The organism is Streptomyces xantholiticus, from assembly GCF_014651015.1.
Classification (GTDB): Bacteria; Actinomycetota; Actinomycetes; order Streptomycetales; family Streptomycetaceae; genus Streptomyces; species Streptomyces xantholiticus.
Genome location: NZ_BMWB01000018.1, coordinates 48,679 through 63,591, shown reverse-complemented (window position 1 = coordinate 63,591; position 14,913 = coordinate 48,679). Strand labels below are relative to the sequence as shown.

General features: G+C 71.7%; 10 protein-coding genes. All 10 read left to right on the top strand.

Annotated elements, in window-relative coordinates:
• Window positions 1–95 precede the first annotated feature (95 nt).
• The 10 genes from IE198_RS23825 to IE198_RS23780 all read left to right on the top strand — a co-directional run bounded on the left by IE198_RS23825 (window position 96) and on the right by IE198_RS23780 (window position 14,862).
• A complete protein-coding gene (locus tag IE198_RS23825) occupies window positions 96–2,324 on the top strand; it encodes a type IV secretory system conjugative DNA transfer family protein (protein ID WP_189889927.1) in 2,229 nt (742 codons plus the stop codon).
• A 141-nt stretch (window positions 2,325–2,465) separates the two neighbouring features.
• Window positions 2,466–4,055, top strand: a complete 1,590-nt coding sequence (locus tag IE198_RS23820) for a PucR family transcriptional regulator (protein WP_189889925.1) — start codon at window positions 2,466–2,468, stop codon at window positions 4,053–4,055.
• A gap of 535 nt (window positions 4,056–4,590) precedes the next feature.
• Window positions 4,591–5,559 (top strand): EamA family transporter, encoded by a 969-nt coding sequence (locus IE198_RS23815; protein ID WP_189889923.1) that lies wholly within the window; start codon window positions 4,591–4,593, stop codon window positions 5,557–5,559.
• A gap of 157 nt (window positions 5,560–5,716) precedes the next feature.
• The gene (locus IE198_RS23810; RefSeq protein WP_189889921.1) at window positions 5,717–7,162 is read left to right on the top strand and encodes an aldehyde dehydrogenase family protein; all 1,446 of its coding nucleotides are present in this window, start codon (window positions 5,717–5,719) and stop codon (window positions 7,160–7,162) included.
• A 177-nt stretch (window positions 7,163–7,339) separates the two neighbouring features.
• The gene (locus IE198_RS23805) at window positions 7,340–9,298 is read left to right on the top strand and encodes an acyl-CoA dehydrogenase family protein (RefSeq protein ID WP_189889919.1); all 1,959 of its coding nucleotides are present in this window, start codon (window positions 7,340–7,342) and stop codon (window positions 9,296–9,298) included.
• 67 nt (window positions 9,299–9,365) lie between these two features.
• Window positions 9,366–10,616 carry a 1-deoxy-D-xylulose-5-phosphate reductoisomerase gene (gene dxr / locus IE198_RS23800; RefSeq protein ID WP_189889917.1) on the top strand — a complete coding sequence of 417 codons (1,251 nt, stop codon included), beginning with the start codon at window positions 9,366–9,368 and terminating at the stop codon, window positions 10,614–10,616.
• On the top strand, window positions 10,613–11,914 hold the full coding sequence (locus IE198_RS23795; protein WP_189889915.1) for a M50 family metallopeptidase: 1,302 nt from the start codon (window positions 10,613–10,615) through the stop codon (window positions 11,912–11,914). Before dxr ends, IE198_RS23795 begins: the two co-directional genes overlap by 4 nt.
• A 171-nt stretch (window positions 11,915–12,085) precedes the next feature.
• Complete coding sequence (gene ispG / locus IE198_RS23790) at window positions 12,086–13,255, top strand: flavodoxin-dependent (E)-4-hydroxy-3-methylbut-2-enyl-diphosphate synthase (protein ID WP_189889913.1); 1,170 nt, start codon at window positions 12,086–12,088, stop codon at window positions 13,253–13,255.
• Between the two features lie 129 nt (window positions 13,256–13,384).
• The gene (locus IE198_RS23785) at window positions 13,385–14,230 is read left to right on the top strand and encodes a GNAT family N-acetyltransferase (RefSeq protein WP_189889911.1); all 846 of its coding nucleotides are present in this window, start codon (window positions 13,385–13,387) and stop codon (window positions 14,228–14,230) included.
• 50 nt (window positions 14,231–14,280) lie between these two features.
• The gene (locus IE198_RS23780) at window positions 14,281–14,862 is read left to right on the top strand and encodes a GNAT family N-acetyltransferase (protein WP_189889908.1); all 582 of its coding nucleotides are present in this window, start codon (window positions 14,281–14,283) and stop codon (window positions 14,860–14,862) included.
• Window positions 14,863–14,913: the final 51 nt, after the last annotated feature.

The window sequence follows — 14,913 nt, the reverse complement described above, 5'->3', positions numbered from 1 at the left end:
CGGTTCACATGGAATCCGAAGGCACATTCGACGCACGCGGCACACACGCCGGTCCGGTGCCACGTCCTGCCGGTCCACCGAGGGAGCCGCTGTCCGTGCCGCCCGGCGCCCCCGCCCTGCCGGGGCACGCACCGATCACGCGGCCCCGGCTCGTGGACTGGCTGCGCGTACCCCGTCCGACTGCGGCACCCGGAGTCTGGCGGCTGGGCCACACCGAGCGCCCCGACGAGGAACCCGACCTCGTCCCGGCCCGGCAGCTCTTCAGCGGAGCCTTCATCGCCTACCTGTGCGGCTGGCTGCTGTGGTCCCTGCTCTGGAACCGCTACCTCGACGGATGGTGGTTCTTCGTCGACGACTGGTGGCTGCTGCCCATGCTGTGGGCCGTACCCGAGGAGTGGCGGGTCCCGACCCACCCGGACTTCGAGACGTTCGCCATGGTCAGCAGCCTCTACTACGGCCTCGTGCTCGGTCTGCTCGCCGTCGCCTTCGGCCGGGTCGGGAACTGGAAAGAGGTGTGGCAGCGGTACGGAGTGCCGCTGTGGCCGTTGTTCGTGTTCCTGCCGGGCGTCTGGCGGGAAATCCCACGGACCGTCACCTCTCTCACGTGGCTTTCGAACATCTACTACGTGCTCCTCGCTGCGGCGGTCGTCGCCGCGGTCGGGCGTGCCGGCACCTGGCCGGTCGTTCAGCGCAGGCGCGCGCGGGCGGCGGGAGCAGCACCGGCGGCCGGCGACCCGTCGCCGCCGCAGGACCCCGCCGAGTGGCCCGAGTTGAGGGCCGCAGGGCTCGCGGAGGCGGCAGGGAGGCTCACGGAGGCGGCCAGGGCCGGGACCCTCGGTGACGTGGACTACGCGCGGATCCGGCGCGCCTGGCAGGGCGTCCATGCCCGGCCCGAGCGGCTCGCCGCCTTCGCCGACACCGTCCGCAGGCACGGTCCGGCCGCCTGCGCCCACCCTTCCGGCCTGCGCGATCTGCCGGTGCGCAGCGCGACGCACGACCTGGCCACCGGCCAGGTCAAGATCGGCACCGTCGTCGACGAGGGACGCAATCCGTACGCCCGCCGGACCACGGGCGTCGCCCTGGAGCCCGCGCTGCTCGGCACGTCCCTCCTGGCCGTCGGCCCCTCCGGTTCGGGCAAGAGCGTGCGGCTGGTACGGCCCGTCGTCGAGTCGATGTGCCTGCTGGCGCTCGCCAACCGCGCCGCTCTCGTCGCCGTGACGGCCCAAGGGGCCGCCGTGGCCCCCGACGGCGACTTCGATCTCGTGATCTCCGTCGGGAGGCCGGAGGCCACCCACGACCTCGACCTCTACGGGGGCGCGGAGGACCCGGACGAGGCGGCCCGGATGCTCGCGGAGGCGCTGGTCGGGGATCTCGCCGCCGGTCTGCCCGGTGGTGACAGCCGCCGTGCGGCGACCGCGCTGGCGCAGCTGATCGGGCCCTACCGGTGCGTGCACGGGCACTTCCCGGACGTTCCCGAACTGCGTGAGCTGCTGGGCGGCGCACCGGCGGCGCTGAGCGCCCTGCGGGCGGCGCTGGAGGAGGCGGGCGAGGCGTCGCAGTTGCGTGAACTGGACGCCAGGGAACGACAGTCGGCCCGCGGCGACGACATCGGTGTGCTCCTCGCCGAGCGGATCGCGTTCCTCGACCGGCCCGCGTTCGCCGACTTCTTCCGCACCGACGGCGGCGGTCGCACGTTCTCGCTACGGGCCATCGAGCACCCCATGCGGGTCCGTGTCGACCTGCCCGAGCGCGGCCACGCGGAGGCGTCGCGGATCATCGCCCGGCTGGTGTTCGCCCAGTTCAACGAGGCGGCGCTCACCCGCTCGGACCGTTCGTTGTTCGCGTGCCTGGTGCTCGACGACGCGACCTGCACGGTGACCGCCGACTCGGTGCGCGCGCTGCAACGGCTGCGTTCCGCAAACGCGGGGGTCGTGCTCGCGCTGCGTACGCTCGAGGACGTGCCGGAGCCGCTGCGCGGTCCGCTGCTCGGTGCGGTCGGGTGCCGGATGGCCTTCGCGGGTCTCGCCCCTTGGGACGGCGGGCGGTTCGCGGAGGCGTGGGGCACCGAGTGGGTCCAGACCCGGGACGTCACCAACCGGCAGATCATCTCCGACGAGCCGCTCACCAAGGCGCTGCACATGATGCGCCGCATGGTCACCGGCAAGGCGGCCACTGCGGAGGCCGTCACCGTGCGGGAGGTCGAGCGTGCACGGTGGTCGGCGTCCGACCTCGCCCACGCCGTGCCCGCCGGGCACGCCGTGCTGTCGCTGACGACCGTGCGGGGGGAGCTCGCGCCGCCGCTGCTGGTGGATCTGCGGACCTGAACGGGTCCGCGGACCTCAGCCGATCCGCGGCCCCGGCGGGCGCGACCCGGACTGCGACAACCTGGCAGAATCGAGGTAGGCCGTTCATACGGGACGGCGAAATCCTCATTCCGTCCGCTGCCTCGAAGGGCCCCTGGTCCCATGCCGCCCACCCTCGCCTCGCTCGTCCAGCACTCGGCGCTCAAGCTCACCGTGCGCGCCGGGGAGGACCGCCTCGAGACGCCCGTGCGGTGGGCCCACGTCAGCGAACTGACCGACCCCGTGCCGTACATGGAAGGCGGCGAGCTGCTGCTCGTCACCGCCATGAAGCTCGACGCCGAGGACCGCGAGGCCATGCGCCGCTATGTGCGCAGGCTGGTGGGCGCCGGGGTGGTGGGACTGGGCTTCGCCGTCGGCGTCTACTACGACGACATCCCCGAAGCGCTCGTCGAGGCCGCACGGGAGGAGGGGCTGCCGCTGCTCGCCGTGCCGCGCCGTACGCCGTTCCTCGCGATCAGCAAGGCCGTCTCCGCGGCGATCGCCGCGGACCAGTACCGGGCCGTGACCGCCGGATTCGATGCCCAGCGCGAGTTGACCCGGGCCGCGCTCACCGAAGGGCCCGCTGCCGTCGTCGCGCGGCTGGCCGCGCACGTCGACGGGTGGGCGGCGCTGTACGACACGTCGGGCGCGGTCGTCGCCGCGGCGCCCGAGTGGGCCGCGCGGCGCGCGGCACGGCTCACCGCCGACGTCGAGCGGCTGCGTGAGCGCGCCGCGCCGGCGAGCGCCGTCGTCGGCGGCACGGAGGACGACGACCGCGTCGAGCTCCAGTCGCTCGGCACCGGGCGACGGGTCCGCGGCGCCCTCGCCGTCGGCACGGGCGCCCCGTTGGGCACGGCGGAGCGCTACGCCGTGCACTCGGCGGTCGCCCTGCTGACCCTGTCCACGGCCCGTTCCAGGTCGCTGCAGGCCGCCGAACAGCGTCTGGGGGCAGCGGTGTTGCGAATGATGCTGGCCGGGCAGCCGGACCACGCCCGTGCCGTCGCCGGCGAGCTGTACGGCGGGCTGCTCGACGCCCCGTTCCGGCTGCTGATCGCCGAACGCGTAGGTGAGCCGGACCCCGTCGCGGGTGAGCGGTCCGCAGCCCTGGCCGCCTTCGCCGAGTCGGTCGAGTCGGCGGCGGCACGCGCCGGGGAGACGGTCCTCGCGGTGCCCGACGGGTCCGAGGACCGCATGGTGGTGCTCGCCGTGGACGGTGGCGCGGTGGCCGCCGCGTGCGTCGGCGCCTACGGGGACAAGGAGGCGGAAGATGCGCAGCTCTACGTCGGGCTCTCCGCGCCGACCGGTCCGACGGCGGCCGGCGGCGCGTACAAGCAGGCGGAGCAGGCGCTCTCCGTAGCCCGCCGGCGCGGTCGCGCCCTCGTCGAGCACGAGGAACTGACGGCCGGTTCCATCCTGCCGCTGCTCGGCGACGACGCGGTGCGCGCGTTCGCGGACGGCATGCTCCGCGCACTGCACGAGCACGACGCGACCGGCCGCGGTGATCTGGTCGCCTCGCTGCGGGCCTGGCTGTCCCGCCACGGCCAGTGGGACGCGGCTGCGGCCGACCTCGGCGTCCACCGCCACACGCTCCGTTACCGGATGCGCCGGGTGGAGGAGATACTCGGGCGCTCGCTGGACGACCCGGATGTGCGCATGGAGCTGTGGCTCGCGCTCAAGGCGACGGGCGAGCCGCAGCCGCGGCCGGGGTCATGACGGTCGCGACCTGCGGCCGTAGAACTCGATCCGGGCGACCGCCGGCCGGTGGTCCCCACGCGCCCCGCGGGCGGCGTCCGCGACGATCCGGACCGTGACGACGTCGGAGCCGCGCACGTCGATGGTCTGCTGACGGGGCCGTCGGGCCGTCGCCCGGCGGCGCAGCCACCTGCGGCCGGGCCGTCCCCGGCGCGTTGCGGTCGGCCGTCCTCGGCGGGTGCGATGTCCGCACGCCTCGCGGATCACGCGCCACCTCCCGGGCCGCCGTGGCCGGCCGGGTACAGAGCTCGAAGCCCACCTCTGCGGCACCTCCGTCGCGATCGGGCTGCGCCGGCGCACGCGGTCGACGCGGTCGGTTGCGGCACCGTGCCGGCCACCGCCATCACGGCGTCCGCCCTGCCCGTCCGGCCCGGCCTCTGCTGCGGGGGCGTGGAGAGCTGCCCATTCGGGCCGGAGTCACCCGAAGTCCCGAATCCTGCCCGAAGGCGGGCAGGATTGTTGGTCTTCGTGGTTCGAAATGCCTAATCTCCTGCGCATGACAAGCCCCGCCGCCGAGTCGGCACCCGACAACCGCGCTTCCTCGCCGGCCCTTTCCGCTTCCCGTGCCCACACCCGCGGTCGGATCTCCGGGGCGGTCTGGGCCGCACTGGCCATCGTGTACGTCGTCTGGGGCTCCACCTACCTCGGCATCCGCATCGTCGTCGAGACGATGCCGCCGTTCCTCTCGGCGGCGGCCCGGTTCGTCGTCGCCGGTCTGATCCTCGGCGCCCTGGTGGCCTGGCGGCGCGGCCCCACCGCGCTCAAGGTCACCGGGAAGCAGCTCGCGTCCGCGGCCCTCGTCGGTCTGCTGCTTCTCCTCGGTGGCAACGGACTGGTCGTCCTCGCGGAGACGTCCATCCCCTCAGGGCTCGCGGCGCTGCTGATCGCCGTTGTCCCCGCCTGGGTGGTCGTCCTCCGCCGGGCGTCCGGCGAGCGCCCCGGGCCCGGGGCCTACGCGGGTGTCGCCCTCGGGCTCGCGGGACTCGCTGTGCTGACCCTGCCCGGGCTCAGCGGGGAAGTGCACATCGCGGGAGTCCTCACCCTGATCGCGGCGGCCGTGATGTGGTCGGTGGGCTCCTTCTCGTCATCGCGCATCCCCATGCCGGCCGACCCCTTCGCGGCCAGCGCCTACGAGATGGTGGCCGGCGGCATCGGCTGCGCCCTCGTCGCGCTCGGCCGCGGTGAGCACCGAGGCTTCGTTCTCGCCGGCGTCTCCACCCGTTCCTGGGTCGCGCTCGCCTGCCTCGTCCTCTTCGGCTCGCTGCTCGCGTTCACGGCGTACGCCTGGCTGCTGCACACCGCACCGCTCTCGCTGGTCGCCACCTACGCGTACGTCAACCCCGTGGTCGCCGTGCTGCTCGGCGCGCTGGTGCTCGACGAGCGGCTGTCTTGGCCCATCGCGGTGGGCGGGGCCGTGGTGGTGGCAGGCGTCTGCCTCATCGTGTCCACCGAACGCCGCCGCTGACCGCCCGCCGTCGGCCCCGCCGCCGACCCGCCAAAGAGGCCAGACGCGGGCCGCGACTACTCCACGCCGGACAAACGACCGGACGGACCGGCGGCCCTACCGTGTGGTGAGAACGACCGAGAGCAAACCCCACTACTTCGGAAGGGCCGGGACCCGCATGACTTCCACCCACGCCTTCTGGCTCGCCGGCCGCCAGGCCACCGGCGAGACCGCCTTCGACGTCACCTCCCCGTGGGACGGCCGCCTCGTCGGCCGGGTCTCCGTACCGACCGAGACCCAGGTGGAGGAGGCCGTCGCCGCCGCGTACGCCGTCCGTGACGAGTTCGCCGCGACGCCCGCCCACGTCCGCGCGGCCGCCCTCGACCACGTCTCGAAGCGGCTGCTCGAGCGCACCGAGGAGCTCGCGCAGCTGATCTCCGCCGAGAACGGCAAGCCGATCAAGTGGGCCCGCGGCGAGGTCGGCCGCGCCGTCTCGGTGTTCCGGTTCGCCGCCGAGGAGGCCCGCCGGTTCAACGGCGGCGAGGCGCAGCGCCTCGACACCGACGCCGGCGGCCAGGGCCGGCTCGCGCTGACCCGCCGCTTCCCGAAGGGCGTCGTGCTCGGCATCGCGCCGTTCAACTTCCCGCTCAACCTCTGCGCCCACAAGATCGCCCCGGCGATCGCCGTCGGCGCGCCGATCATCCTCAAGCCGGCCCCGGCGACCCCGCTGTCGGGCCTGATCCTCGGCGAGTTGCTGGCCGAGACCGAGCTGCCCGCCGGCTCCTGGTCGGTGCTGACGGTCCCGAACGAGCAGATGCCCGCCCTCGTCCAGGACGAGCGCCTGCCGGTCATCTCCTTCACCGGCTCCGACAAGGTCGGCTACGCGATCATGGACTCGGTGCCGCGCAAGCACTGCACCCTGGAGCTCGGCGGCAACGGCGCGGCCGTCGTCCTCGCCGACTTCGCGTCCGAGCAGGACCTGGACTGGGCGGCGACCCGTATCGCCACCTTCTCCAACTACCAGGGTGGCCAGTCCTGCATCTCCGTGCAGCGCGTGATCGCCGACGCCGCCGTGTACGACAGGCTGCTGCCGAAGATCGTTGCGGCCGTCGAGGCCCAGGTCACCGGTGACCCGTCCGACGCGGCCACCGACGTCGGCCCGCTGGTCAGCGAGGACGCCGCCAAGCGCGTCGAGTCCTGGGTCGAGGAGGCCGTCCAGGGTGGCGCGAAGCTGCTCGCAGGCGGAAAGCGTGACGGTGCCGCCTACGCGCCCACGGTTTTGACCGACGTCCCCGCCGATGCCACCCTCGCCTGCGAGGAGGTCTTCGGACCGGTCCTGACCGTGACCAGGGTTCAGGGCGAGGCCGAGGCGTTCGCCGCGGTCAACGACTCCAAGTACGGCCTCCAGACAGGCGTGTTCACGCACGACGTACAGACCGCCTTCCGCGCCCACCGCGCCCTCGAGGTCGGCGGCGTGATCGTCGGCGACGTTCCGTCCTACCGCGCCGACCAGATGCCCTACGGCGGCGCCAAGCAGTCCGGCGTCGGCCGCGAGGGTGTCGCCTTCGCGATGGACGACTACACGTACGAGAGGGTGCTGGTCCTCACCGGACTGGCGCTGTAACGCGCGTACTTCCACGAGAGGCGGCCGGAGCCCACTGTGCGGGGGCTCTGGCCGTCTCTCGTTCCTCCCGCTGCCGTACGCGGGCTGGTGGAGGTGCCCGGAATCGGGTACTACGAACGAGTAGCACCGTCCGGCACACGCCCTGGGCGGTCCCCGATTCGCGGCGAGGTGAGCCTCATGTCCGCTCCCACGGACAAGCCCCTGCACAAGCCCCAGACCCCGAAGATCAGCGAGCGCGAGGCACGACAGGTCGCGGAGGCGGCGCGGGAACAGGACTGGCGCAAGCCGAGTTTCGCCAAGGAGCTCTTCCTCGGACGTTTCCGGCTCGACCTGATCCACCCGCATCCGATGCCGACCGGTGAGGCCACCCGGCGCGGTGAGGAGTTCCTCTCGAAGCTGCGCCACTTCTGCGAGACGAAGATCGACGGCGCGCTCATCGAGCGGGAGGCGCGCATCCCCGACGAGGTGATCAACGGCCTGCGGGAGCTCGGCGCGCTCGGCATGAAGATCGACCCCAAGTACGGAGGCCTCGGTCTCACCCAGGTGTACTACAACAAGGCGCTGGCCCTGGTCGGCTCGGCGAACCCGGCGGTCGGCGCCCTTCTGTCCGCGCACCAGTCGATCGGTGTGCCGCAGCCGCTGAAGCAGTTCGGCACCGCCGAGCAGAAGCAGAAGTTCCTGCCGCGCCTCGCCCGCAGTGACATCTCGGCCTTCCTGCTCACCGAGCCGGACGTCGGCTCGGACCCGGCCCGCCTCGCCACCACCGCCGTCCCGGACGGCGACGACTACGTTCTGGACGGCGTCAAGCTGTGGACCACCAACGGTGTCGTCGCCGACCTGCTGGTCGTCATGGCGCGCGTTCCGAAGTCGGAGGGCCACAAGGGCGGCATCACCGCCTTCGTCGTCGAGGCGGACAGCGAGGGCATCACCGTCGAGAACCGCAACTCCTTCATGGGCCTGCGCGGCCTCGAGAACGGCGTCACCCGCTTCCACCGGGTGCGCGTCCCCGCCGCGAACCGCATCGGCCCCGAGGGCGCGGGCCTGAAGATCGCGCTGACCACTCTCAACACCGGCCGCCTCTCGCTGCCCGCGATGTGTGTCGGCGCCGGCAAGTGGTGCCTGAAGATCGCCCGAGAGTGGTCCGCGGTGCGCGAGCAGTGGGGCAAGCCCGTCGCGAAGCACGAGGCCGTCGGCTCCAAGATCTCCTTCATCGCCGCCACCACCTTCGCACTGGAGGCCGTCGTCGATCTGGCCTCCCAGATGGCGGACGAGGACCGCAACGACATCCGCATCGAAGCCGCGCTCGCCAAGCTCTACGGCTCCGAAATGGGCTGTCTGATGGCCGACGAACTGGTCCAGATCCGCGGCGGACGCGGCTACGAGACGGCCGAGTCGCTGGCGGCGCGCGGCGAACGGCCCGTACCGGCCGAGCAGTTGCTTCGCGACCTTCGCATCAACCGCATCTTCGAGGGCTCGACCGAGATCATGCACCTGCTGATCGCCCGTGAGGCGGTCGACGCGCACCTCGCCGTCGCCGGCGACATCATCGACCCCGACAAGCCGATGTCCGCGAAGGCGAAGGCCGGCGCGAACGCGGCCGCTTTCTACGCCCGCTGGCTGCCCAAACTCGTCACCGGCCCGGGCCAGCTGCCCCGTAGCTACGCCGAGTTCCACCCCGCCGGGCATCGCGACCTGTCCACCCATCTGCGCTACGTCGAACGGAACTCGCGCAAGCTGGCCCGCTCGACCTTCTACGCCATGTCCCGCTGGCAGGGCCGCATGGAGACCAAGCAGGGCTTCCTCGGCCGGATCGTCGACATCGGCGCCGAACTCTTCGCGATGAGCGCGGCCTGCGTCCGCGCGGACATGCTCCGCGCGTCCGGCGACCACGGCCGCGAGGCCTACCAGCTCGCCGACGCCTTCTGCAGCCAGGCGAGGGTCCGTGTGGAGGAACTGTTCACCCGGCTCTGGTCGAACACCGACGACCTCGACCGCAAGGTCGTGAACGGCGTTCTGTCGGGCACCTACACCTGGCTCGAGGAGGGCGTGGTCGACGCCGGCGGCGACGGCCCCTGGATCGCCGACGCCACCCCCGGCCCGACGGTGAAGGAGAACGTCCACCGCCCGATCCGCTGACGGCCCCGGCCGGGCGCCTCAAGGACTCCCTGTCCGAGCGGACAGGGAGTACGGCCACAATGGGGGGATGAGCGACAGCCCATCTCCCCTCGCAGACCCGCATCTCGTCTTCGACGCCGCCGAAGGCCGCCGGGACATCGTCGTCCTCGGCTCCACCGGGTCCATCGGCACGCAGGCCATCGACCTCGTCCTGCGCAACCCCGACCGCTTCCGCGTCACCGCACTGTCCGCCGCGGGCGGGCGGGTCGGCCTGCTCGCGGAGCAGGCGTACAAGCTGCGCGCGGGCACGGTCGCGGTGGCCCGCGAGGACGCAGTGCCCGCGTTGCGCGAGGCGCTGGCCGAGCAGTACGGCACCGAGCCGCTGCCCGAGATCCTGGCCGGCCCGGACGCCGCGACCGAGGTCGCCGCCTCCCCGTGCCACACGGTGCTCAACGGCATCACGGGCTCCATCGGCCTCGCCCCCACCCTCGCCGCCCTCGAGGCCGGCCGTACCCTCGCGCTGGCCAACAAGGAGTCGCTCATCGTCGGCGGGCCGCTGGTGAGGGCGCTCGCCAAGCCCGGGCAGATCATCCCCGTCGACTCCGAGCACGCCGCGCTCTTCCAGGCGCTCGCCGCAGGCACCCGCGCCGACGTCCGCAAGCTGGTCGTGACCGCCTCGGGAGGCCCTTTCCGCGGCCGCAGCAAGGCGGAGCTGGCGCACGTCACCCGGGACGACGCCCTCGCGCACCCGACCTGGGCGATGGGCCCGGTGATCACGGTCAACAGCGCGACCCTGGTCAACAAGGGCCTCGAGGTGATCGAGGCGCACCTGCTCTACGACATCCCCTTCGACCGGATCGAGGTCGTCGTCCACCCCCAGTCGTACGTGCACTCGATGGTGGAGTTCATGGACGGCTCCACCCTCGCCCAGGCCACCCCGCCCGACATGCGCGGCCCGATCGCCCTCGGAATCGGCTGGCCGGAGCGGGTCCCCGACGCCGCCCCTGCGTTCGACTGGTCCACCGCCTCGACCTGGGAGTTCTTCCCGCTCGACACCGAGGCGTTCCCTTCAGTGGCACTCGCCCGGCACGTGGGCAAGTTGGGCGGAACGGCCCCGGCGGTGTTCAATGCCGCGAACGAGGAGTGCGTCGAGGCGTTCCTCGCCGGACGGCTGCCGTTCAACGCCATCATGGATACGGTCACCGAGGTGGTCACCGAGCACGGGAATCCCGACCCGGGAACTTCCCTGACGGTGACGGACGTCCTCGAAGCGGAGACCTGGGCAAGGGCCAGGGCCCGTGAAACGGCAGCGAAGGCGACGGCGGAGGCTCGCGCATGACGATTCTGTTGACCATTCTGGGCATCGCGCTCTTCGCCGTCGGGCTGCTCTTCTCCATCGCCTGGCACGAGCTCGGCCACCTCTCCACGGCCAAACTCTTCGGCATCCGGGTGCCCCAGTACATGGTCGGCTTCGGCCCCACCCTCTGGTCACGGCACAAGGGCGAGACGGAGTACGGCATCAAGGCCATCCCCATGGGGGGCTACATCCGCATGATCGGGATGTTCCCCCCCGGTGCGGACGGCAAGATCGAGGCCCGCTCCACCTCCCCGTGGCGCGGCATGATCGAGGACGCCCGCTCCGCCGCGTACGAGGAGCTGAAGCCGGGCGACGAGACGCGTCTGTTCTACACGCGCAAGCCGTGGAAGCGCGTCATCGTGATGTTCGCGGGGCCGTTCATGAACCTGGTGCTCGCCGTGGCGATCTTCCTCGGTGTGATGATGACCTTCGGTTCGCCGACGCAGACCACCGAGGTCGCCGGCGTGCAGAAGTGCGTCATCGCCCAGAGCGAGGAGCGGGACACCTGCGCGAAGGGCGACCCCGAGTCGCCGGCATTCGCCGCCGGACTGCAGGTGGGCGACAAGATCGTCGCGTTCAACGGTGAGCCCGTCGAGGACTGGGCCGGCCTCTCGGCCCGTATCCGCGACACCATCGGCACCGCCAGCGTCACCGTCGAGCGCGACGGCACCGAGAAGGTCCTCCAGGCGACGCTCATCGAGAACACGGTGGCGAAGAAGGACGAGGACGGAGAGGTCGTCCCCGGCGAGTACGTGCCGGCCGGTTACTTCGGCTTCGCCGCGAAGACCGAGATCCTGCCCCTGTCGTTCGGTGCCTCCGTCGACCGTATGGGCGACATGATCGAGAACGGCGCCGAGTCGATCATCGCCCTGCCGTCCAAGGTCCCCGACCTGTGGGACGCCGCCTTCGGCGACGGGGAGCGCAAGGACGACTCCCCGGTCGGCGTGGTCGGCGCCGCCCGCCTCAGCGGCGAGGTGCTCAACCTGGACGTGCCGACGACGAACATCGTCGCGACCTTCCTGATGCTTCTCGCCGGCTTCAACCTCTCGCTGTTCCTCTTCAACATGCTGCCGCTGCTGCCGCTGGACGGCGGGCACATCGCGGGTGCGTTGTGGGAGTCCGTGCGGCGGAACATCGCCAAGGTCTTCCGGCGCCCCGACCCGGGCCCGTTCGACGTGGCGAAGCTCATGCCGGTCGCCTATGTGGTGGCGGGGATCTTCATCTGCTTCACGCTGCTCGTGCTGGTCGCGGACATCGTCAACCCGGTGAAGATCAGCTGAGAGGTCCCTCCGCGGAACTGCATGACGGCCGGACACCCTTTGTGTCCGGCCGTCACCTTTGGGTGCACTTCGGTGTGCGATGTGCCCGGCCGAACGCCAGTGCCGTAATCTCGGGTGCTGGAGCCCGCCGATCTCGGGACCTCGATCCACAGCCTTGGGGTTGCACAGCAGATGACTGCAATTTCACTCGGAATTCCGTCCGTTCCGACGAAGCTCGCCGACCGCAGGGTCAGCCGGAAGATCCAGGTCGGCTCGGTCGCCGTCGGCGGTGACGCGCCTGTTTCCGTGCAGTCGATGACGACGACCAGGACGTCCGACATCGGGGCCACGCTGCAGCAGATCGCCGAGCTCACCGCCTCCGGCTGCCAGATCGTGCGGGTCGCCTGCCCGACCCAGGACGACGCGGACGCACTGGCCACCATCGCCAGGAAGTCGCAGATCCCGGTGATCGCGGACATCCACTTCCAGCCCAAGTACGTCTTCGCGGCGATCGACGCCGGCTGCGCCGCGGTCCGCGTCAACCCGGGCAACATCAAGCAGTTCGACGACAAGGTCAAGGAGATCGCCAAGGCCGCCGGTGAGACCGGCACCCCGATCCGCATCGGGGTGAACGCGGGCTCCCTCGACCGCCGTCTGCTGGAGAAGTACGGCAAGGCGACGCCGGAGGCTCTCGTCGAGTCGGCGCTGTGGGAGGCCTCCCTCTTCGAGGAGCACGGTTTCCGCGACATCAAGATCTCGGTCAAGCACAACGACCCGGTCGTCATGGTCAACGCCTACCGCCAGCTCGCCGCCCAGTGCGACTACCCGCTGCACCTCGGCGTCACCGAGGCCGGCCCCGCCTTCCAGGGCACCATCAAGTCCGCCGTCGCCTTCGGCGCACTGCTGAGCGAGGGCATCGGCGACACCATCCGGGTCTCCCTGTCCGCGCCGCCGGCCGAGGAGGTCAAGGTCGGCATCCAGATCCTGGAGTCCCTGAACCTCCGCCAGCGCCGCCTGGAGATCGTCTCCTGCCCCTCCTGCGGCCGCGCCCAGGTCGACGTCTACAAGCTCGCCGACCAGGTCAGCGCCGGGCTGGAGGGCATGGAGGTGCCGCTGCGGGTCGCCGTCATGGGCTGCGTCGTCAACGGCCCCGGCGAGGCACGCGAGGCCGACCTCGGTGTGGCCTCCGGCAACGGCAAGGGCCAGATCTTCGTCAAGGGCGAGGTGATCAAGACGGTGCCCGAGTCGAAGATCGTCGAGACCCTCATCGAGGAGGCCCTGAAGATCGCCGAGCAGATGGAGAAGGACGGCGTCGCCTCCGGGACGCCGGACGTCGTCGCCGTCGGCGAGCCCGGCGCCTGACGGGCGCCCGAGCGTCCCGAGGACCCCGCCGACCCCCGCCGGTCGGCGGGGTCCTCCCGTGCGCGCGCCACGCCCCGGACCCGCCGGGTAGAGTGCCAAGACCAGCAAACCGTGTGATGAGGCGCCCTCGTGTTGACGCAGACCACCACCCGGGTCCTCGACCCCGGCGAACTCGGCGCAGCGCTCGCCATCCTCGAGAGCGAGCCGGTGACGAATGCTTTCGTCGCTGCCCGGGTCCAGGTCGCCGGACTCGACCCCTGGCGACTCGGCGGCGAGATGTGGGGCTGGTACGCGGACGGGCAACTGCGCTCCCTGTGCTACTCGGGCGCCAACCTGGTCCCCATCTGCGCCACACACGAAGCCGTGCGCGCCTTCGCCGACCGCGCCCGCAGGGCGGGGCGCCGCTGCTCGTCCATCGTCGGTCCGGCAGAGCCCACCGCCCAGCTGTGGCGGCTGCTCGAACCGAGCTGGGGCCCCGCCCGGGACGTCCGCGCCCATCAGCCGCTGATGGTCACGGAGCGGATGCCCGACGACATCGAACCCGATCCGTACGTCCGCCGGATCCGCAAGGAAGAGATGGACGTGATCATGCCCGCGTGCGTGGCCATGTTCACCGAGGAGGTCGGCATCTCGCCGACGGCCGGCGACGGGGGACTCCTCTACCAGGCCCGGGTCGCCGAACTCGTCGGCGCAGGACGGTCCTTCGCTCGCATCGAGGACGGCAAGGTCATTTTCAAGGCCGAGATCGGCGCGGCCACCGATCAGGCCTGCCAGATCCAGGGCGTCTGGGTCGACCCCGAGCACCGCGGCCGCGGCCTGTCGGAGACAGGCATGGCGGCCGTCCTGCGCTACGCCCTGGCCGAGGTCTCCCCGGTCGTGAGCCTGTACGTCAACGACTACAACACCGCCGCCAGGGCCTCGTACCGGCGGGTCGGCTTCCGCGAGGTCGGCGCCTTCATGAGCGTGCTGTTCTGATTCCCGCCGCCCCGTACGGGGTGGCCGACGACGGCAAGTAGGGTTCGGCCATGCCAGCACTCACCGGGGACGGCGCGCATGCCCCCGACGTCGTGGTCGGACCGCTCGATCTTGCCGCACGGGTCGACGAGGCACTCGCCGTGCAGGCACTCGCCTTCGGGCTCAGCGAGGACGAGATCGACATCCGCCGGTACATCGTGCTGCGGCACCTGCAGAACCCCGGCGCCCGCGCACTCGGCGCCACGACCGCCGACGGCCGGCTCGTCGGATTCGTCTACGGCATGCCCAACGACCGCACCCACTGGTGGTCCACCGTCGTCGAGCCGTACCTGCGCCGCACCGGCACCGAAGGCTGGCTCGACGACTCCTTCGTCATCACCGAACTCCACGTCCACCCCGCCTTCCAGGGACGCGGTATCGGCCGCGAACTGATCACGGTCATCACCGACTGCGCGGACGAGCCCCGTTCGATCCTCTCCGCTATCGACATCGAGAGCCCCGCCCGGGTCCTGTACCGCAAGCTCGGCTACCAGGACCTCGCCGGCCAGGTGTTGTTCCCGAGCGCCCCCAGCCCCTACGCCGTGATGGGTGCCCTTCTGCCGCTGCTGAGGGCGGGCGGCCGGGGGAACTGATTTCCGCCTGCCGGTACGGTCCGGCTAACCTCCTGCACATCGCACATTCCG